Source organism: Pseudarthrobacter sulfonivorans (assembly GCF_014712225.1).
In the GTDB taxonomy this organism is placed as follows: Bacteria; Actinomycetota; Actinomycetes; order Actinomycetales; family Micrococcaceae; genus Arthrobacter; species Arthrobacter sulfonivorans.
This window is the reverse complement of record NZ_JACXBW010000007.1, coordinates 163,481-183,268: the sequence shown is the minus strand read 5'-3', so window position 1 is coordinate 183,268 and position 19,788 is coordinate 163,481. Positions and strand designations below refer to the sequence as shown.

Annotated in this window: 13 protein-coding genes and 2 tRNA genes; 6 read left to right on the top strand and 9 right to left on the bottom strand. The window is 65.2% G+C overall.

Translation table 11 applies throughout. The annotated features are described in order from the left end of the window. Window positions 1–70 precede the first annotated feature (70 nt). On the bottom strand, window positions 71–1,660 hold the full coding sequence (locus IAQ70_RS11065) for a S1C family serine protease (protein WP_190989369.1): 1,590 nt from the start codon (window positions 1,658–1,660) through the stop codon (window positions 71–73). A gap of 287 nt (window positions 1,661–1,947) precedes the next feature. On the opposite strand from IAQ70_RS11065, the gene IAQ70_RS11060 reads away from it, so the two are divergent. The 3 genes from IAQ70_RS11060 (at window position 1,948) to IAQ70_RS11050 (ending at window position 6,481) form a co-directional block, all read left to right on the top strand. Continuing rightward, window positions 1,948–3,993, top strand: coding sequence for a TPM domain-containing protein (locus tag IAQ70_RS11060; protein ID WP_190989368.1), 2,046 nt, complete (start codon window positions 1,948–1,950; stop codon window positions 3,991–3,993). 110 nt (window positions 3,994–4,103) lie between these two features. Next, a complete protein-coding gene (locus tag IAQ70_RS11055; protein WP_190989367.1) occupies window positions 4,104–4,895 on the top strand; it encodes a PspA/IM30 family protein in 792 nt (263 codons plus the stop codon). 128 nt (window positions 4,896–5,023) lie between these two features. Continuing rightward, the gene (locus tag IAQ70_RS11050) at window positions 5,024–6,481 is read left to right on the top strand and encodes a cryptochrome/photolyase family protein (RefSeq protein ID WP_190989366.1); all 1,458 of its coding nucleotides are present in this window, start codon (window positions 5,024–5,026) and stop codon (window positions 6,479–6,481) included. A gap of 21 nt (window positions 6,482–6,502) precedes the next feature. On the opposite strand, the gene IAQ70_RS11045 is transcribed toward IAQ70_RS11050, so the two are convergent. Further along, window positions 6,503–7,435: a cytochrome b/b6 domain-containing protein gene (locus tag IAQ70_RS11045; RefSeq protein ID WP_190989365.1), complete on the bottom strand. Its 933-nt coding sequence runs from the start codon at window positions 7,433–7,435 to the stop codon at window positions 6,503–6,505. Window positions 7,436–7,565: 130 nt separating this feature from the next. Then, window positions 7,566–7,642: transfer RNA gene (locus tag IAQ70_RS11040), tRNA-Met, on the bottom strand. Between the two features lie 380 nt (window positions 7,643–8,022). On the opposite strand from IAQ70_RS11040, the gene IAQ70_RS11035 reads away from it, so the two are divergent. Continuing rightward, window positions 8,023–8,562 carry an SRPBCC family protein gene (locus IAQ70_RS11035; protein ID WP_190989364.1) on the top strand — a complete coding sequence of 180 codons (540 nt, stop codon included), beginning with the start codon at window positions 8,023–8,025 and terminating at the stop codon, window positions 8,560–8,562. 32 nt (window positions 8,563–8,594) lie between these two features. Further along, complete coding sequence (locus IAQ70_RS11030; RefSeq protein ID WP_190989363.1) at window positions 8,595–9,362, top strand: spherulation-specific family 4 protein; 768 nt, start codon at window positions 8,595–8,597, stop codon at window positions 9,360–9,362. Between the two features lie 293 nt (window positions 9,363–9,655). Here the strand turns inward: IAQ70_RS11030 and IAQ70_RS11025 are convergent. The 3 genes from IAQ70_RS11025 to IAQ70_RS11015 form a co-directional block, all read right to left on the bottom strand. After that, window positions 9,656–9,732 (bottom strand) — tRNA-Met (locus tag IAQ70_RS11025). Window positions 9,733–9,810: 78 nt separating this feature from the next. After that, complete coding sequence (locus IAQ70_RS11020) at window positions 9,811–12,744, bottom strand: UPF0182 family membrane protein (RefSeq protein ID WP_407682579.1); 2,934 nt, start codon at window positions 12,742–12,744, stop codon at window positions 9,811–9,813. 193 nt (window positions 12,745–12,937) lie between these two features. After that, window positions 12,938–14,131, bottom strand: a complete 1,194-nt coding sequence (locus tag IAQ70_RS11015) for a YlbL family protein (protein ID WP_317983631.1) — start codon at window positions 14,129–14,131, stop codon at window positions 12,938–12,940. Between the two features lie 131 nt (window positions 14,132–14,262). Between IAQ70_RS11015 and IAQ70_RS11010 the strand changes: the two genes are divergently transcribed. Then, the gene (locus IAQ70_RS11010) at window positions 14,263–15,768 is read left to right on the top strand and encodes a zinc-dependent metalloprotease (RefSeq protein WP_190989361.1); all 1,506 of its coding nucleotides are present in this window, start codon (window positions 14,263–14,265) and stop codon (window positions 15,766–15,768) included. A gap of 9 nt (window positions 15,769–15,777) precedes the next feature. On the opposite strand, the gene IAQ70_RS11005 is transcribed toward IAQ70_RS11010, so the two are convergent. From IAQ70_RS11005 to nudC, 3 genes are all read right to left on the bottom strand, one after another. Then, a complete protein-coding gene (locus IAQ70_RS11005; RefSeq protein ID WP_190989360.1) occupies window positions 15,778–16,422 on the bottom strand; it encodes a M48 metallopeptidase family protein in 645 nt (214 codons plus the stop codon). Further along, entirely contained in the window at window positions 16,419–18,554 is a 2,136-nt protein-coding gene (locus tag IAQ70_RS11000) for an ATP-dependent DNA helicase UvrD2 (protein ID WP_190989359.1), read from the bottom strand. Before IAQ70_RS11000 ends, IAQ70_RS11005 begins: the two co-directional genes overlap by 4 nt. Window positions 18,555–18,666: 112 nt before the next feature. Then, window positions 18,667–19,689, bottom strand: a complete 1,023-nt coding sequence (gene nudC, locus IAQ70_RS10995; protein ID WP_190989358.1) for an NAD(+) diphosphatase — start codon at window positions 19,687–19,689, stop codon at window positions 18,667–18,669. Window positions 19,690–19,788 lie beyond the last annotated feature (99 nt).

Here is a 19,788-nt window from a genome sequence, read left to right as displayed (position 1 = left end):
TTATCGGAGACAAACGACGGCGGCGATCACCGTGGTGACCGCCGCCGTCGTTTGCTTCCTGCCGTACTTCCTACTGGTCCGCTGCGGTGCCCAGCGTCACGTCAAATGTCTGCTCCTGGCCGTTGCGCAGGACGGTGATCTTGACCGTGGACCCGCCGGCCTGTTCGCGGACGGCTGCCGTCAGCTGGTTGGGCTCGCTGACCGTCAGGTCGTTGAACTTGGTGATCACATCGCCCACCTTGATGCCGGCCTTGGCGGCTGCTGAATTCGCTTCAACAGTGGCCACGTCGGCTCCCACCGAGAAGCTCGACGAACTGCCTGAGGACTTGTCCCGGACGCTGACGCCCAGCTGGCCATGGGATGCCTTGCCGGTGTCGATGAGCTCCTGCGCCACCCGCTTTGCGTGGTTGATGGGGATGCTGAAGCCGACGCCGATGTTTCCGCTGGAGGACGAAGAAGAGGAATCAGAGCCGGCGGAGGCGATGGCCACGTTGACGCCGATGATCTCACCCTTGGTGTTCACCAACGCACCACCGGAGTTGCCGGGGTTGATGGCGGCATCAGTTTGGATCACATTAATGGCAATGGAACCCTGTGCCGCTGTGCTCTGGCCCTGCCCCCCGCCCGGAGGCGCGAACTGGAAGCCCTGATCGCCGCCCTGCGAGCTGTCGCCGTTCTTGGGTGCGGCCGAGGAGGCCACGCTGATGGTCCGGTTCAGGGTGGACACGATGCCGTCCGTGACCGTGCCGGTGAGGCCCAGCGGGGAGCCGATCGCAATTGCGGTGTCGCCGACGTTGAGCTTGCCGGAGTCCCCGAGGGTGGCGGGGGTGAGCCCTGAGGTGTCGTCCACTTTGATCACTGCAAGGTCAGACAGCGGGTCCGTGCCCACCAGGGTGGCCTTGAGGACCTTGCCCGTGCTGGTGCGTACCTCCAGGGTGGCATTGGCTGTCTGGCCGTCAAGGGTTACCACGTGGGTGTTGGTGAGGATGTGCCCGTCGCCGTCCAGGACGATGCCCGAGCCGGTGCCGCCGGCATTGCCGCTGGAGGCGCTGATGGTCACCACGCTGGGGGTCGCCTTCAGTGCGGCCGCCGTGATGGCGTTGACGTCGTCCTTGTTGTTGACGATGACCGTCCCGGGCTGGCTGCCGGTGCTGCTGCTGACGGCCGAGGGTGAACCGTTGCCGAGGGCACCCGAACCGACAGTGGCCACGCCGCCGCCCACGAGGCCGGCCGCCAGGATGCTCGCCACCAGGGTCCCGACGCCGAATGAGGCCTTCCGGCGGGGAGCGTCAGCGGGGTTGGGGGTCGAGTTGTACTGACCAGGGTTGTACTGGCCCGTGTAGCCGCCGGGCAGCGCTGAATTCGCTCCATGCTGGGCCTGCTGATGCGGGACCTGCTGGTTGTGAGGCTGCTGGTGCTGGGTCTGCTGGTTGTGGGCCGGCTGGCCGTAGAACGGCTCGCGGGGAGGATAGACCGGACGGGGTGCACCGGGCAGCTGCTGCGTGGGGTTCTCAGGCGCCCCGGAGCGGTCCAGCTGCTCGGTCGGATTGGAGTGACCGCCAGCGTCGCTGCGGGCCTCCGAAGGGGTCTGGGCCGGATTCCGGCTCCAGTCCGGTTGCCGGTCATCAGGCGCTGCACCCGGGGTTGGGTTCTCAGTCATTGGACTTCCTTTCATCCTCTTCTGCATTAACTATGTACCGTCTGACTGGAACTGCGGCGAACGTTGGCTGGGAGGTTCCTGAAAGCGTGCAAGCCGCCGCCCATGAGTGCTCTCAGGGGTTTTCGCTGGTGGCATATTCCCCTCGGTGGACGCACCCAAAGGTGCACCATAGAATCAAAAGGAATTGCCACAGCGACCTGCGGCTTTACACCACGCCTGGGGGCGCTGCTGCATTCTGAGACGTTGATTCGTCCCGAATCGGTGTCAGGCGTGCTGAAGGGTTGCACATGCGGTCAAAGTTCAAACGTATCCTCGCCGTGATCGGCCTGACAGGGCTGCTCGCGGTTCCCGCCGGCGCGGCTTGGGCTGAACCACCGGTGAGCATCCCGTCGGGCACGAACATTGTGGATAACGCCAATGTCCTGGGCGGCCGCAAGGGTGAGGTGCAGAACGCCATCCAAACGCTGCTGAAGGACCACAAATACAACCTCTACGTGGTCACGGTGAACTCCTTCGACAACCCCTCGAAGCCCGAGGACTGGGGCAAAGCTGTTGCCACGCAAAAATCAATGGGCAAGGCTGATGTCCTGCTCGCCATTTCGACGGCAGGCCAGTTCTACTTCGCGACCGACGCTTCGAGTGCCATCCGGTCAAAGCAGTCCAATATCAGCCAGAACGCCGTAACAGCGAATCTGGCTGGTGGTAAGAAGGACTACGCCCAGGCTGCCATAGACACAGCGGCTGCCATTGGCGATGCAGCAGGTGGTGGCAGCGGCAACGTCCCGTCCGGCAACGGCGCCGGCGCAAGTGTCCTTGTAGGAACTGGTGTAGTTGTCGCCGGCGGTGCCGGCGCGTACCTCTACTTCCGCAACAAGCGGAAGAAGGCCGCCCAGGCATCCAGCGCCAGCTACGGACCCCAGGGCGCCGAACTCGATCCCCTGGCTTCGCTTAGCATCGAGGAACTGCGGCTCAAGAGCGGCCCCCTGATCATCGAAGCCGACGACGCGATCAAGTCCAGCGAGCAGGAGCTCGGGTTCGCCCAGGCCCAGTACGGCGATGCCGCGGTAGGCAACTTCACGAAAGCCCTGGCCGAAGCCAAGGCTCACATGTCCGAGTCCTTCAAGCTCCAGCAGCAATTGGATGACCACATCCCGGACACCGAAGAACAGCAGCGCAGCTGGTACGGCGAGATCATCCGCCGCTCAGAAGCAGCGCTCGCCTCGCTCCAGGAGCAAAAGGCCGACTTCGATTCGCTCCGCGAGCTCGAGAAGAACGCCCCGCAGGCACTGGCAGCCGTGAGCGCAGGTGCCCGGGAAGCAGACGCCAAGATCGCCACTGCGGAACAGTCACTGACAGCCTTGCGCGCCAAGTATGCGGACAGCGCCCTGGTGCAGGTCGCCGACAACATCACACAGGCCAAGGAACGCCTCGCCTTCGTGCAGAATGCCACCGCCACCGCCGAGGAGAAGCTCACAGCCGGTGAAGGCAGCCTCGCCGCCGTGGCTGTGCGGGCATCCGAAGAGAGCCTGCACCAGACCAACGTCCTGCTGGACGCCATCGCCAAGGTGTCGGCCAGCCTGGACGAGGCCCGCAACGGACTGGAGGCGGCCGTCGTCGAAACCTCCCAGGACCTTGCCCAGGCCAGGGCCATGATCCAGTCCGGTGAACACCCCGAACTGGCCGGCCCCGTAGCGGGCGTTGAAGCTGCCCTGGGCCAGGTGAAGGCGGAAATCCAGGGTGGAAAGATCGATCCCATCGCTACCCTGCAGCGCGTTGAAACCGCGCATCAGGCGCTGGACCAGTCCCTCACCGGCATCCGGAACCAGCAGGACCAGGCGCGCCGCGCCCAGGCCTCGCTGCAGCAGACCATCATGTCGGCGCAGGCGCAGATCAGCGCGACGTCCGATTACATCACCGCACGGCGCGGTGGCGTAGGCACAGAAGCTCGTACCCGGCTTGCCGAATCGCAGCGGAACCTTGACTACGCGCTCTCCATCTCGCGCAACGACCCCGTCACTGCGCTCACGTACGCCCAGCAGGCACACGCCCTCGCAGCCCAGGCAGCGCAACTTGCCCAGTCCGACGTCGACAACTTCGGTGGCTATGCCAACCAAGGGTTCGGCGGTGGCATGTTCGGCGGGCGGGGCGGTGGCGGCGGGCTCGGCGGCGCCATCCTGGGCGGCATCCTCATCAACTCCATCCTCAATGGCGGTGGAGGAGGCGGCTGGGGCGGAGGCCACAGCGACGGCGGAGGCTGGGGAGACGGCGGCGGTTTCGGCGGCGGCGACTTTGGCGGAGGAGATTTCGGCGGAGGCGACTCCGGAAGTTTCTAGTCCGAAAAGGCTAGGCGCCGTCGGGGTCACCCCCGGCGACGAACTTTAGCGGTACAACAACTGTTCACTGATTCCAGTGGCCACCATTGAGCAGGACGAAAGGTAACACCATGGTTAAGCAGTCCATTTTCGGCCGCATCGCGCAGCTTGCAAAGGCAAACATCAACTCTTTGCTGGACAACGCTGAGGATCCGCAGAAGATGCTGGACCAGATGGTCCGGGACTACACGAACAACATTGCCGAGGCTGAGTCCGCTGTTGCCCAGACCATCGGAAACCTCCGGATGCTCGAGGACGACTACCGCGAGGACGTCAAGAACGCCCAGGACTGGGGCAACAAGGCCCTGGCGGCCTCGCGCAAGGCAGACGAATACAGGTCCGGCGGCGACACCGTCGACGCCGAGAAGTTCGACAATCTTGCCAAGGTGGCCCTGCAGCGCCAGATGTCCGCCGAGAATGAGGCCAAGGGTGCAGAGCCCAGCATCGCCTCGCAGCGCGAAGTCGTGGACAAGCTCAAGACCGGCTTGGACCAGATGAAGGGCAAGCTCAACGAGCTGACCAGCAAGCGCAACGAGCTGGTGGCCCGCTCCAAGACGGCCGCAGCGCAGTCCCAGGTGCACGATGCCATCAAGAGCATCGACTTCATGGATCCCACCAGCGAGGTGGGGCGTTTCGAAGAGAAGATCCGCCGCGAAGAGGCCAAGGTCCGCGGCCAGCAGGAACTTGCAGCGTCGAGCCTGGACGCCCAGTTCAACCAGCTCGAGGACCTCGGCGAGCAGACCGAGATCGAGGCCCGCCTCGCCGCCCTGAAGTCCGGCGGAGCCAAGCCGGCTATCGGCGCCTCGGGCGCGTCGGTCCCCTCCGGGTCTACCGTCGACGAAGCTGATTTCGACAAGCTGTAGCCGGTAGCGGCCCGCCGTTCGGGCGGGTCCGGCAGGGGCCGGAGTTCATGACGAACTCCGGCCCCTGCTGTTTCACCCGCCCACGGCACCCTTAACGGCGGCCGCGCGGGGTGTGTAGCGTGGAGGCCATGGCCTCCCCCGTCGCATCCACCATTGTCTGGCTCCGTGATGACCTCCGGCTGGACGATAATCCCGCCCTTGCGTACGCCGTCGAAATCGGACTGCCACTGACAGTGGTGTACATTCTCGACGAGGAATCCGCTGGCGTCCGGCCCCTGGGCGGAGCAGCCAAATGGTGGCTGCATCACTCCCTGGCGTCCCTTCGGGCGGCCCTGACGGATGCCGGCTCCACGCTGATCCTGCGGCGGGGACCAGCGGGACCGGTGATCCGCGGGCTTGCGGCGGAAACCGGCGCCAAGCACCTGCTGTGGAATCGCCGCTACGGCGGCCCTGAGCGTGCCGTGGACGCAGAAATCAAGGCCTGGGCGGCGGAGAACGGCATCGAAGCCGCGAGCTTCCAGGCCAATCTGCTCTACGAGCCGTGGAGCATCACCACGGGCAGCGGAGGCCCGTACAAGGTCTTCACGCCGTTCTGGCGGGCCTGCACGGCGTCAGGCGAACCCCGCAAGCCTCTGGACGCACCGCCAAGACTCCCCTCCCCCGCCGGCCTGGCCACCACCGGCTCCGACACCGGCCCGCGGCAGGTGGGAAGTGACGTCCTGGCAGACTGGTCATTGCTGCCCGTGTCCCCGGACTGGAGCGGCGGCCTGGTGCGGACCTGGCAACCCGGTGAGGCCGGGGCCCACAGCCGCCTGGACGATTTCCTGGACGGACCGGTGGAGGAGTACGGCACCGGCCGGGACGTGCCCGGAGTGGAAGGCACCAGCAGGCTGTCCCCGCACCTGCGCTTTGGCGAAATCAGCCCGTTCCGGGTCTGGCACGAGATCCGCCTCCGCTTTCCCCGCGAAACAACGCCCGACGTCGGAATCTTCCGGTCCGAGCTTGGCTGGCGGGAGTTCTGCTGGCAGCTGCTCTACGTCAACCCGCAGCTGGCCACCCGCAACTACCGCCCCGAGTTTGACCACTTCGACTGGCAGGAACCCACCGCAGCGGAACTCCACGCGTGGCAGCAGGGCCGGACCGGGTATCCGCTGGTGGACGCCGGGATGCGGCAGCTGTGGCAGACAGGCTGGATGCACAACCGGGTGCGGATGGCCGCAGCGTCGTTCCTGGTCAAGAACCTCCTTGCGGACTGGCGGCTGGGCGAGGCGTGGTTCTGGGACACCCTGGTGGACGCCGATGCCGCCAGCAATCCGGCAAACTGGCAGTGGGTGGCAGGCTCAGGCGCCGACGCCTCACCCTATTTCCGGATCTTCAACCCGGTGACGCAGAGCAAGAAATTCGACGCCGAAGGCCGGTACCTTCGCGAGTTCATCCCCGAACTTGCCCCGCTGGACCGCAAGGCCATCCACGAACCGTGGAAGGAGCCCGGCCTCCAGGGCTACCCCGCCCCGGTGGTGGGACTCCCCGAGTCCCGCGAGCGTGCGCTGGCCACCTACCAGAAGCTCAAGGACAACCGGGGCTAGGGTCCACTCCGGCGGGCCGGCCTAGCGGCTGACTTTGCCCATGAGCGAGGCAAGGGGCCGGAGGAAGAGGGGACGCGCCAGGAACCAGGCTGCCACCATCACGGCAACCGACGCCACAAATACCCAGAAACCAAACCAGCTGACATCGTCACTGCCGCCGTACATGTGGTTCAGGTTGCGCAGCGCTCCGGTGGCCAGCACCAGGAAGACGTGCACCACGATGAAGGCGACAAAGTAAATCATCACCGGGAAGTGGATGGCGCGTGCCAGTTCCATGGGGTAAGCCTTGTTCAGGCCCGCCGCCTTCTTGGGCCAGGCTGATGATGTCCGGATACCGGAGATGAACGCAAGCGGCGCTGCAATGAACACAGTGGCGAAGTACGTCAGCAGCTGCAACGCGTTGTAGTTGACCCAGCCGTTGTCGGTGGGCCAATTCAACGAGGCGTACTGCAGGGCCGCCGAGAGCGCGTTTGGGAAGACATCCCAGCTGGTGGGCACAATTCGCATCCACTGGCCGGTGGCGAACAGCAGGATCACGAACACCAGGCCGTTGAGGATCCAGAGCGCGTCCAGGGTCAGGTGCAGCCACAGCTCCAAGGTGATCTTGGTGGGCGCGTTTTTGGTTTTGATCAGGCCCTTGTTGTTACGCGTCCAGTGCCCGCTGGGCCGGGTGGTGGTCCGCACCTGCCAGCCGGTCCTGATGATCAGCAGCAGGAAGAAACCGTTAAGGAAGTGCTGCCAAGCCAGCCATGCCGGGAAGCCCACAGGCGCACCGTCGGGAAGTTCCGAGTGACCCGGATAGTCAGCGAGGAATGAGGCCACCGCCGGCAGCCCTGTCATCCACTTAGCGAGCAGCACCACCAGCACCAGAGCCACAAGGACGGCTGGAACACCCCAGTAGAGCCTGGACAGCTTGCGCGTCGCAGAGGCGGGCTTCTTCGTGGGTGTGGACATCGAAAAACATTCCTCTCGAGAATGACTGACCTGTGCTCAAACGGCTCTGCCAACGAGAATACTAGGAACCACCAGTATCCGGGCAAAAAAAGACCCCGGCCGGCGTAACTCCCGGTCGGGGTCTTTCATATGGTTGCGGGGACAGGATTTGAACCTGTGACCTCTGGGTTATGAGCCCAGCGAGCTACCGAACTGCTCCACCCCGCGTCGCTTGATCAACACTACCCTAGTTTGGCGGAGGCAATTACCACTCGCCCGTGGTGGTCATCATTCAGCCGCCTCCCATTCACGGGATCCCGGCGGCAAGCGGAAAGGGCTGCTGCCCTATTACCCGCGGCATGTCCATCGCGGCCGTCGCCAAGGAACTGTCACTGCCCCGAGAAAGCATCCGCCGCCAGCCCCATCCACGCCAGTGTGGAGTTGCGGGAAAGGCGTTGTAAGGATAACCATTCGCAACTCGACCCTAGCGAGGATTGGGCTCCCCAGCCGGTCGGCGAGGCGCCCCCATCGCGCCGGAACCAATGCTGGAATGATCCTTGCTCCGGGAGCAGAATTGGTGCACGATGCCCATCCGTTGAGGACCAGCCATGGCTAAGAGCTCCGACTACGAAATGCAGACGACGTGGCGCGTCCCCGGGACCGCCGCGGACGTCAAAGAGATCCTGGGCGGCCCGAGGCTGGATTCCTGGTGGCCTGCTGTCTATCTGGATGTTCATGTCATCAGGGAAGCCGGACCGGATGGTGTCGGGCGTGCGGTTGCCCTCTACACGAAGGGCTGGCTGCCCTACACGCTGCGGTGGACCATGACCGTAAGCGAGCCGATCACGGAGAAGGGCTTCGCCCTCACTGCTGAAGGGGACCTGAACGGGACGGGGCGGTGGACATTCGAGCCGGACGGCCCCGAGGTGGTCATCACGTTCGACTGGCGGGTCAGCACCGCCAAGCCGCTGCTGCGCCGGCTCAACTGGCTGTTCAGACCCCTGTTCGCAGCCAACCACCGCTGGGCCATGGCCGCAGGAGAGGAAAGCCTGAAGCTGGAGCTGCGCCGCCGGAGGGCGGCCAGCAAGGCTGACCGGACAACGGTCCCGCCCCCGCCCGGCCCCACATTCCGCCGAAGCCGTGCGTGATCAAGAGCGCCAAACCGAACAGGGAGCCGATTGTGAAACATTCGTCAAACACGCCTGCAGAGACCAGCAGCATCTCGGCCCACGAGTCTGCCGCGGTCAACCAGTGGCAGCTGGTCCCCGCCTACTTCTACCCCGCGTGGAGTGCCCCCGTGAACTATTGGGCCCAGGTGAACACCATGAAAAGCGGGTCCATAGCCATCATGAATCCCGGCAGCGGCCCCGGAGCGTCAGCGAATCCGGACTACACCAGGGCCATCTCCCAATGCCACACCCGGCGTCACAGGGTCATAGGGTACGTCTCGACCAGTTACGGCTCCCGCCCCTTGGCCGCCGTCAAGGCGGACCTCGCTTCCTATCACCGCTGGTACCCGGCCCTGGATGGAATCTTCTTCGATGAAATGCCGAACGACCCGGCCTTGACCGGCGCCGGAGGCTTGCCGGCGCTGGCCTACTACAAGCAGCTCTACGCCGATGCCAAAGGGACCGCAGAGAACAGGATCGTGGCGGGCAATCCAGGGAACGCCGCCGCTACTGCCTGGCAGCTCGTCACACCGGTGGCTGATGTGCTGGTCACTTTCGAAGGCACTGCCACCACCTACGAAACCTGGGTCCAGCCGCCTTGGATTGCCAAGTACCCCGCGCATCGCTTCGGACACCTGATCTACGCCGCTGATGCCGCGAGCACTGCGCACGTGATCTCGCTGGCCAGGTCCCGTAAAGCGGGCTGGGTCTACGTCACCGACCAGAGCGACGGCGTGATGTGGACGCGGCTGCCGGTGCCCTGGCCGAACCCGGTCTGACGATCACACACGGAAGTAGCCCAGACGGCCCGTTTTCGTCGGTAAACCCTGCTCAGCCCGATCTGCTCAAATCAGGCAGCCATCCGTTCGAGGCAGTACGAGACGCCGCTGCCGAGGTCCGGCGCGATCTGCGGTTTGCTTCCAAATCGGAGAGTACCGGCGAAGCGGTCCAAAGTGGGAAAACAAAAGAGCCCGCCCTTTCGGGCGGACTCTCTCGCGTATTCACCAACGTGGGTCGATCACTAAGCGAATCCGAAGGGTTTTTCAACCCCAAGGTTTTAGTAACAGACTCTTGGTTGCGGGGACAGGATTTGAACCTGTGACCTCTGGGTTATGAGCCCAGCGAGCTACCGAACTGCTCCACCCCGCGTCGCAAGATCAACTCTACCGTCCGGTGAACGGGAGGCCAAATCCTGGTGGCGTGATGTGCGTCTCGCTGGGCCCGCCGTCAGTTGGTTGCTGAAGGCGAGGGCGTGGCTGACGGTGTGGCTTCCGGCGACGGCGTGGTCTCCGGGGCCGGCACCGGGATCTTCGCTTCAGCGTCGAGAGCCTTCTGCAGGGCGGCAGCCAGCTTCTTCTGCTCTTCCCCGTAGGCGGCGAAGTCCCCGGCGGCCAGGGCCGTCTGGCCTGCCTTGATGGCGGCGTTCGCTGCCTCCAGGGCGGCCTTGAGGTCAGCCTGGGCGCCTGCACTGGCCGGCGGGGTTTCGCCAGGTGTGGCAGGCGTCTGGCCGGTGTTGTCGGAGTCACCGGCAGCCGCACCGGAGTCACCGCCGAAGAGTTGCTTCAGCGCGCCGTCGAGCGTCGGCGCGAAGCCCACCTTGTCACCGAAGGCAACCAGCACCCGCTGCAGCGTCGGGTACGACGTCTCGCCGGTGGACTTGAGGTACACAGGCTGGACGTAGAGGATGCCGCCACCAACGGGCAGCGTCAGCAGGTTGCCGTTCAGCACCTCCGAAGCGCCCTGGCGCAGAAGGTTCAGGGCCTGGGACACAGTGGGGTCCGAGTTGAACTTGTTCTGGGCCTGGCCGGGTCCGGGAACCTGGATCTCCGGTGGAATCTGCAGCAGCCTGAGCTTGCCGTAGGTGTCAGCCTTCACGCCCTTCTCGTTGCCGGCATCCGAGTCTGCCGCGAGGAAGCCGTAGAGGACGTTGCGGGCCGTGCCGTTCACGATCTGCGGAATGTAGGAGGACGTCAGCTGGAATGCGGGCTCCTTCTGGTCAGGCATCTGCAGTGACATGTAGAACGGCGGCTGCTTGACATCGGTGGACACGGTGGGATCGTTAGGAACGCTCCAGACGTCCTTCGCCTGGTAGAAGCTGCCCGGGTCAGTCACGTGGTAGCGGCCCAGGAGTTCACGCTGGACCTTGAAGAGGTCCTCGGGGTAACGGACGTGGCTCATGACATCCCCGGACATCTCCGAGTAGGGCTTCAGGGAGGTCGGATAAACCTTCTGCCACGCCTTCAGGATGGGATCCTGGTCATCCCACGCGTACAGGGTCACCGCACCGTCGTAGGCATCGACCGTGGCTTTCACGGAGTTCCTGATGTAGTTCACCGAGCTGTTGGGCAGTGCCACCGACCGCCCCGCGGAGGTCTGCGAGTCTGCCGTGGCCGCCGAGAGCTGTTCCTGCTGCGAGTACGGGTAGTACTGGCTGGTGGTGTAACCGTCCACGATCCATTTGACGCGGCCGTCCACAACAGCAGGGTAGGCATTGCCGTCCACCGTCAGGTAAGGCGCGACCTTTTCGACGCGCTCCCGCGGGCTGCGGTCGTAAAGGATCTGGGACTCTGCATTGACGCCATCGGACAACAGCAGGTCCGAGGACTGGAACTTGATGGAGTAGAGGACCTTGTTGAAGAAGCTGCCCACATTCGGGCCGCCGTTGCCTTCGAAGGTGTACTGGTTATCGGCCTCACCCTCTTTACCCGAGGGCCTGTCCTGCTCACGGGGGGCTGCGCCATCGGGCGCACCAACAATGGAGTACTCCGGAGAATTCTCGCCGAAGTAGATCCTCGGCTGGTACGTTGAATCGTCGCCAAGGACACCGGTGGAGGGAATTCCGGACTGGAGAAACTCCGGCTTGCCGTCAACGGTGAACTTGTTTCCCTTGGCCGCGACCACGCCGTAGCCGTGGGTATAGACAACGTGCTGGTTCAGCCAGCCCTGCTGGTTCGTGGCGACGTTGACCGGGTTCAGCTCACGCACGGCGATGACGGTGTCCTGGATCTTGCCGTCCACCTCGTAGCGGTCAACATTCAGCGCCTCGGGGAACTGGTAGTACGGCCGGTACTGTTCCAGCTGGGCAAACGCGTCAGAGATCAGGTTGGGGTCCAGGAGCCGGATGTTGGCTGTGGTCTGCGCGTCCGGGGCAAGCGCCCCGGTGTTGGCCGTGTTGGTCGCGTTATAGCGGTCCACCTGGATCTGGTCCAGGCCGTAGGCCGCCCGGGTCATCTCGATGTTGCGCTCAATGTAGTCCTTCTCGAGCGTCTGCTCCGAAGGCCGCACCTGGAACTGCTGGATGACCCACGGGTACACGCCACCGGCGAGGATCGAGGTGATGATCAGCATGGCCGTACCGATGACCGGCAGCCGCCAGCGGCCGATGATGGCGGCGACGATGAAGAGAATGGCCACCAGGACGGCCGCGACGGCGAGGATCGCCTTGGTGGGAATCACTGCGTTGACGTCGGTGTACAGAGCGCCCGCCCAGCGCCCGCCGTTGCTCTGGAGCGCGGAATAGCGGTCCAGCCAGAAGTTGGCGCCAAGCAGGATCAGGAAAGTTGCGCCCGTGACGGCGAGGTGGATCTGCGCGGCCCGGCTGGTGAACACGCCGCGTTCCATCAGGCGGATGCTGCCGTAGAGGTAGTGGGTGAGGATGCCGGCGATGCCGGCCACCACTACAACGCTGATGAGGAACCCGGTGATGAAGCCCAGGAACGGCAGGGTCATCACGTAGAAGCTGATGTCCAACCCGAACAGAGGATCCTGCTGGCCGAACGGCTCCTGGTTGAAGAACAGGAGCACCTTTTGCCACTGGCTGGCGGCGGCGCTGCCGGCGAAGAGACCGAACAGGATCGGCAGCCCCACCATAACGACGCGGCGGACGGGTTCAAGCTGGGCCTGGTACCGGTTGAGGTTGTCACGCATTTCGGAGTCCGGCGCGTACACGGGCCTGGCACGGTAGGCGATCCTGATGGCGAAAAAGACGGCCACGAACATCAGCGCGAAGCCGGCGAGGAAGATCAGGATCCGGGAGAGGTTTTCGGTGAGGAACACTTCGAAGTAACCGAGCTGCTGGTACCACAGGACATCAGTCCACACATTGGCGAAGAAGATGAAGCCCACGACTACTAGGGCAACGACTATCAGGGTGGGTGTCAGGGCCCCGCGTCGCGATGGGGGTCTTCCGGGATGAATGGGGCTGGTGGGACGGGACAAACGCGGTACCTCATAGCTGATCGTCAGATTTACATTAAGAGTGTGTGTGCGGTTGACGTCCGGCACCGGTCAAGCGTGTGGCAACGTCCGTCATATCTGCCACGAGTGGCGGCAAAGCTTAGTTCCTGGCCTCAGTCTAGTTGCTGGTGCAGGACGGCAAACCGGCCGTGTCCTGACCTGATCCGGCGAGTTCGACGGCGGATCGTGCCTGGTCAAGGTTCTCCACCTTCACCACCTGCATTCCGTCCGGCACGTTGCCCACCACCTCATCGCAGTTTTCCGCCGGGGCGAGGAACATCGTGGCTCCCCCGGCGCGCGCGCCAAGCATCTTCTGCCGGATGCCGCCGATGGGGCCCACAGTTCCGTCGGGAGTAATGGTTCCGGTGCCGGCAATGTGCTTGCCACCGGTCAGGTCGCCCGGCGTGACAGTGTCTACGATCCCCAGCGAAAACATCAGGCCGGCGCTGGGGCCGCCCACCTTGTCCAGGGAAATCTTCACGTCGAAGGGAAACGTGAACAGATACTTCAGCATGATTCCCAGGATGTAACGGCCGGCCCCGTTGTCCTTGGGGGTGATGGTTTGGGTGACGGACGCCCCCGCACGCTGCACCACGAGGGTGACAGGAGCGCCGTTGCCGGCTGCCAGTTCCGCCTGCACCACGGCGAGGGACGTGATGGGCTTTCCGTTGATGGTCTCGAAGATGTCACCGACCTCGACTTTGCCGGCCGACGGCGATCCGTCGGAGAGCCCGGCGGCCTGCAGTTGCTGGCCAAAGGGAATGTCGAGCTCCCTGAGTGCGGACGCGACAGCATTCTCCTGCGATGTGGTCATGGCCACGGAGCTCTGTTCTTCGGCCTGCTCTTTGGTGGTGCCGGTGGGGTAAATCAGCTCCTGCGGGTACACGGATTTGGATCCGTCCAGCCATGCGCCGAAAACCCCCAAAATGCTGACCGGGCCGGTGGGGCCGCCCTCGACATACACCGTTGTCAGGTCCAGGTTGCCTTTCGCCGGATAGGTCTCGTGTCCCGTAACACTGATGACGGGAGTGTCTCCGGACCTGTCAAGAGTGTTGAACGTGGGCCCGGCCCGTTCCACGACATAAGGCACCGGAATGGTGGCAGCCGCTATGCCCAGCCCCACAGCCAACATTCCCGAGAGCATCATGACGGACACCCGCCTGTCCCCCTGCCGTGGGTTCCGCGGGGCAAAGTGCCCGGCAGGAGCAACGCCAGCCGCAGGCAGTTCGGGCGGTCCGGCAGGCACGGTTGCGCCGACGTCGAGCTTGGGAGCGTGGTCCTCGTGTGGGTGTTCGCCACGGGTTGTAGTCACTGAACCAACACTACGCGGTGACGCTGTCAGCCAGCTCTTTGCCTAGAGCGAACGTCCACCCTGTCCGGCAGACAGCCGCCCCGGCCCGGGGTACCGTGAAGTGAACGCTCAAACTGACGATCGGCGGGACCATGACCTCCAACCCACTCAATCCGTCCGACGGCGATGACACGCCAAAGGATCCGTTGACCGAGATGCTGCAGAACCTGATGGGCGGCAAGGGTATGGAAAACTTCGACCCCGCCGAACTGGCGAAAGCTGCCGGCCTGCCGGATGACCCCAACCTGCTCGCGCAGATGTTTTCCCAGGTCCAGGCCATGATGAGCGCCCCCTCGGAGGGCCCCGTCAACTGGCAGCTCGCCCACGAAAACGCCCGTCGCGTCGCGGCCAGCAGCGCGGACCCGTCCGTCACGTCCCAGCAAAGCCGGGAAGTGGACGAAGCCCTGCGGCTTGCCGAACTCTGGCTCGATCCGGTGACCGACCTCCCAGCCACCGGCCTGATCGGCCGGGCCTGGTCCCGCGCCGAGTGGGTGGAAGCCACCCTCGGAACGTGGAAGCGGCTGACCGAACCCGTCGCCAACAGCATCGCCAATGCTCTCTCCAGCGCCATGACCGAACAGATGCCTGAGGAGATGAAGTCCATGATGGGCGGGGCATCGTCCATGCTCCAGAACATGGGCGGAGCGATCTTCGGCATGCAGCTGGGGCAGGCCATTGGCGCGCTCTCCGCCGACGTCGTCAGCTCAACGGACATCGGCGTGCCGCTGGCCGACCTTGAAATGGCCCTGTTGCCGTCCAACGTCGCGTCCTTCGGCGAAGGGCTGAGCCTGCCGGAGAACGACATCCGCCTGTTCCTCGCCGTCCGGGAAGCGGCCCACGCGCGCCTGTTTGTCCAGGTCCCCTGGCTGCGCGGCCATCTCCTGGGCGCCATCGAGGCCTACGCCCGCGGCATCCACATCGACACCTCCCGCATCGAGGAACTGGCCCGGGACCTTGATCCCGGCAACCCCGAAGGCATTCAGGAAGCGCTGTCCAAGGGCGTCTTTATGCCGCAGCGGACTCCCGCCCAGGAGCAGGCACTCGAAAAACTGGAGACAGCCCTGGCCCTCGTTGAAGGCTGGGTGGACGAGCTCACGGCTTCGGCCACGGAAAAGATGCTGCCCTCCGCGGCCGCCCTCCGGGAGACCGTCCGCCGGCGGCGCGCCACCGGCGGACCCGCTGAGCACGCCTTTGCCTCACTCGTGGGGCTTGAGCTGCGTCCCCGCCGGCTGCGGGAGGCTGCCACCCTGTGGGCCGTCCTCAAGGAGGAACGCGGCATTGCCGGACGCGACGCCATCTGGCAGCACCCGGACCTGCTGCCCACCGCGGAGGACCTCGATGACCCCCAGGGCTTCGGCGGGCGGCGCAAGCTGGCGGAGGCCAGTGACAGCGAAGTGGATGACGCCCTGCAGAAGCTCCTGAGCGGAGGCTTCGATGACGCCCCGCAGGACTCCGGTGATACTGGCGCCGCCGAGTCCGGTGCTGGCGGCCCTGGCACCAACGGGTCCGATGCCGCTGACACCGGCTCTGGTGACACCGGCGGGGAAGGCTCCGGCGGGGATGCCGACGGCGGCGATACGGACCAGCCCAAAGGCTAGCGGGGGTGCCTAGTCGGCGTCGCCGTGGCTATGCCCGGCGCCGTCGGCCGGCGTGATGTTGTCGCCTGCCCTGGGGCCGTCCGCGCCCAGGCCCCGTGAGGTGGCGTATGAGACGCCCTCCAGGAACGCCTTGGCGCGCATGGTGTCCGGGTAGGCCTCCAACAGTTTCCAGAAGGCAGCGTTGTGCCCGGCCACGAGCAGATGGGCGAGCTCGTGCAGCAGCACATAGTCGATGACCCATTGCGGCATCGTCCGGAGCTTATCCGAGAGCCGGATGGTTCCCTCGGAAGGCGTCGCCGAACCCCACCGTGAGTTCTGGTTAGTGACCCAGCGGACCGACGTCGGGACTGCCCTGCCGCCGAAGTACTGGGCTGAAAGGGCGGCGGCATGGGACGCCAGCGCGGCATCCGTAGCGGGTTGCTTGCGTCCTTTGTCCGCGCGCCGCTCCCCCTGACGATGCAGTTTCTCCAACATCCGGTGCACCCACTCGGACTCCTGGGCGGCCGTGAAACGGGCCGGAATGGCCACGACCGCCGTCCCGTTTTCCCAGAAGGCGGCCACGGTCCGGGTCCGCCGGGCCGACCTCCGCACCTCCACCGGAGCCCCGCCGGCAGTTGTCAGACCTTGCGGCCGGTTGCCCTTGCCGGGCCTCACAGGATGGTGCTTTCGACGAGTACACGCAGCACGTCTTCGCCATAGCGTTCCAGTTTGGCCGGACCAACGCCGGCCAGCGCGGCGAGTTCCTTCAGTGAGGACGGCTTGGCCTCGGCAATGGCCGTCAGCGTGGCATCTGTAAAGACCACGAAGGCCGGGACTTCGGCGGCCAGCGCGATCTCCTTCCGCCACTGCCGGAGGGCGTCAAAAGTCTGTTCCTCGTAGCTGGGCGGACAGTCGTTGCAGCGCCCCACCTTGCGTTCGGCCCCGCTGGCCAGCATGCTCCCGCAGACCCTGCACGTCGCGGGGGCTGCAGCCTTGCGGCGCGGGGCTGGCCCTTTGCCGCGCACGCTGGAGCTGGCCACCGAGTTGGGCCGGAGCCCGTCAAGGAACCGCGACGGTTTCCGGTTGGCCCGGCCGCCGGGCGTCCGGGCCGTGGACCAGGACAGGGCGAGGTGCTCGCGGGCCCGGGTGATTCCCACATACAGCAGGCGTCGCTCCTCGTCCACGGCCTCGGGAGTGTCCGCGAAGGAGATGGGCATCAGGCCTTCGCTGAGGCCCACCAGGAAAACGGCGTCCCATTCCAGGCCCTTCGCGGCGTGCAGCGAAGCAAGCGTCACGCCCTGGACCGTGGGCGCATGCTGTGCCAGGGACCGTTCCTGGAGTTCATTGACGAAGTCGGCCAGGCCGAAGTGCTCTCCCCGGACCTGGACCAGTTCGTCGGCGAGGGCCACCAGAGCCGCCAGTGATTCCCAGCGTTCGCGGAGGGCACCGCCGTTGTGGGGCGGGGCCTCGGTGTAGCCGAGGGACGCGACGATATCGCGGACCAGCTGGCCCAGCGGTTCAGGTGTGGCTGTTTCGGCCACAGCCCTGGTTGCGGCCCGGAGCTGAAGGATGGCATCGCGCACTTCCTTGCGGGCGAAGAAACGCTCACCGCCCCTGAGTTGGTAGCCGATTCCGGCCGCTGCGAGGGCCTGTTCGTAGGCTTCGGACTGCCCGTTCGTCCGGAACAGGACGGCTACCTGGCTGGCGGGAGTGCCGGCGTCGAGCAGCTCCCGGATCTTGACGGCCACGGTGGCGGCTTCGGCTTCATCGTCCGAGCATTCAGTGAACTGCGGCATCGGCCCGGCCGGGCGCTGGGCCACCAGCTGAAGGGGTGTAGCCCAGGCTGAATCGGCGGCGGGGCCGCCGCTGCGCCGCGCTGCCAGGAGGTCGTTGGCCAGCTTCACCACCTGCGGCGTGGAACGGTAATCGCGGATCAGCTTCACCACGCTGGCCTGGGGATACTGCGCCTTGAATCCCAGCAGGTGCTTGGGGGAAGCGCCGGTAAACGAGTAGATGGTCTGGCTGGCATCGCCCACCACGCACAGCTCATCCCGGCCGCCGAGCCACAGTTCAAGGAGGCGCTGCTGCAGCGGCGAAACGTCCTGGTATTCATCCACCACGAAGTGCCGGTACTGCTCGCGGACCGTGGCGGCGACCTTCTGGTCCTCCTGCAGGATGCCGACCGTAATCAGCAGGACGTCCTCGAAGTCAATGACGTTGCGGTCCGTCTTGACGTCCTCGTAGGACTGGAAAACCCGGGCGACGGCGGTCAGGTCAAACCCGCCGGGAGTTCCCCGATCCTGCGCGTTCTCCAGGTAGTTGGCCGGGGTCAGCATGGAAACCTTGGCCCACTCAATCTCCGATGCGAGGTCGCGGATGGAGGCGCGGTCCGTGCTGAGCCTGAGGCGGCGGGACGCCTCAGCGATCATCTGCGCTTTGTGGTCCAGCAGATTGGGCAGTGTGCCGCCTACTGCTTGCGGCCAGAAAAACTGCAGCTGCCTTAATGCGGCGGCGTGGAACGTGCGGGCCTGCACGTTGCCCACGCCGAGGTCCCGCAGCCGGCTGCGCATTTCTGCCGCAGCCCGGGCTGTGAACGTGACGGCGAGGAGCCGCTGTGGACTATAGACACCTGAGTGCACCCCATAAGCAATCCGGTGCGTAATGGCACGGGTCTTTCCGGTGCCGGCCCCGGCCAGCACGCACAACGGGCCGTTCAGGGTGCTGGCGACCTCCCGCTGCTCGGCATCAAGCCCCCCGAGGATGCGCTCCTCCAGGGACTGTGCACTGTCAAAATTCTCTGTGGTCACTTCTGCTGCTCTGTTGTTGGAACTGCTGCTGTAGGGACTGCCGCTATTGCGACTGCCCAGTGGGACGACTCACTTGCCGGCGCCCCGCCAGGCATGCTGCGTGGCCAAGTGGTCACGTGTCAGTGCGGTCCATGATCCGGCCGCCATACCAGTGCTCAATCAGGGAGCGTGCGATGGACAAGCGGCTGGATATGGTGATCTCTCCGGCGAGCACGGCCGCCTGCAATTCATCCCGGCTGAACCAGCGCGCCCGGGTGACCTCCACGCCGTCGGGCGTTGCCTCGGTATCTTCCGTGATAGCGGAGAATCCAAGCATCAGGGATGCCGGGAACGGCCACGACTGCGAGCCCAGGTACTGGCAGCGGGCGATCCTGACACCCACTTCCTCGTGGATTTCCCTGATCACGGCCTGCTCCAGGGATTCGCCGGGCTCGACGAATCCCGCCAATGTGGAGTAGTTCTTCGCGTCCAGCGGTCCCCCGCCGCCCAGCAGGAGCCGGCCGTCCGGTCCTACCACCGTCACGATTATGGCAGGGTCTGTCCGGGGGTAGTGCTCAGAATCGTCCTGCGGGCAGCGGCGCACCCAGCCGCCGGACTCCACCACCGTGGGCACACCGCAGCGGGGGCAGTGAGTATGTGTGGCGTGCCAGTTGGCTATGCCACTGGCCTCAACAAACAGCGCCGTGTCTGTGGGGTTCAGGACGGCAGCGATGTCCCGGAACCCGGCCCACTCCGCGTCGGACGGGATTCCTGCTGCTCCCGGCGCGACAGTTTCGGGCACGATGATCAGGACGATTTCCGTCCCCGCAGGCAGGTCCGAGTCCGGCAGCGCGGCGCCGAGGTAGATCGCCTGCACCGGGACGGTACCAAGGTCCTGGAGCTGCGCCAGGAGCTCCCGTGCCGGCGGCAGGAACAGCTGGTTGGCCTGTATCAGGGCCTGCCGGCCAGCCAGGACAAGTGCGAGCGTTCCCTCTCTGGCCAACAGGTCCTCAACCATGCCGGGCCGGGCGCGTTCTACGGATCCGCGGTCCACCGCGGCCGGCCGAACCGGCAGTACGGTATCGAACAGGTGGTTGGCCGGCAGTTGGGCTGCCTGCGCCTGGTAGGCCGGTGTAGCGGACTCCGCATAACTCATGTGTCCACCGTACTGACTCGGACCGACAATTTACATTTGGCAGGGAGAATCGGCAGCACATGTGGCGGGGACCTCAAGCCGCGGCGAAAGGGTCGACAT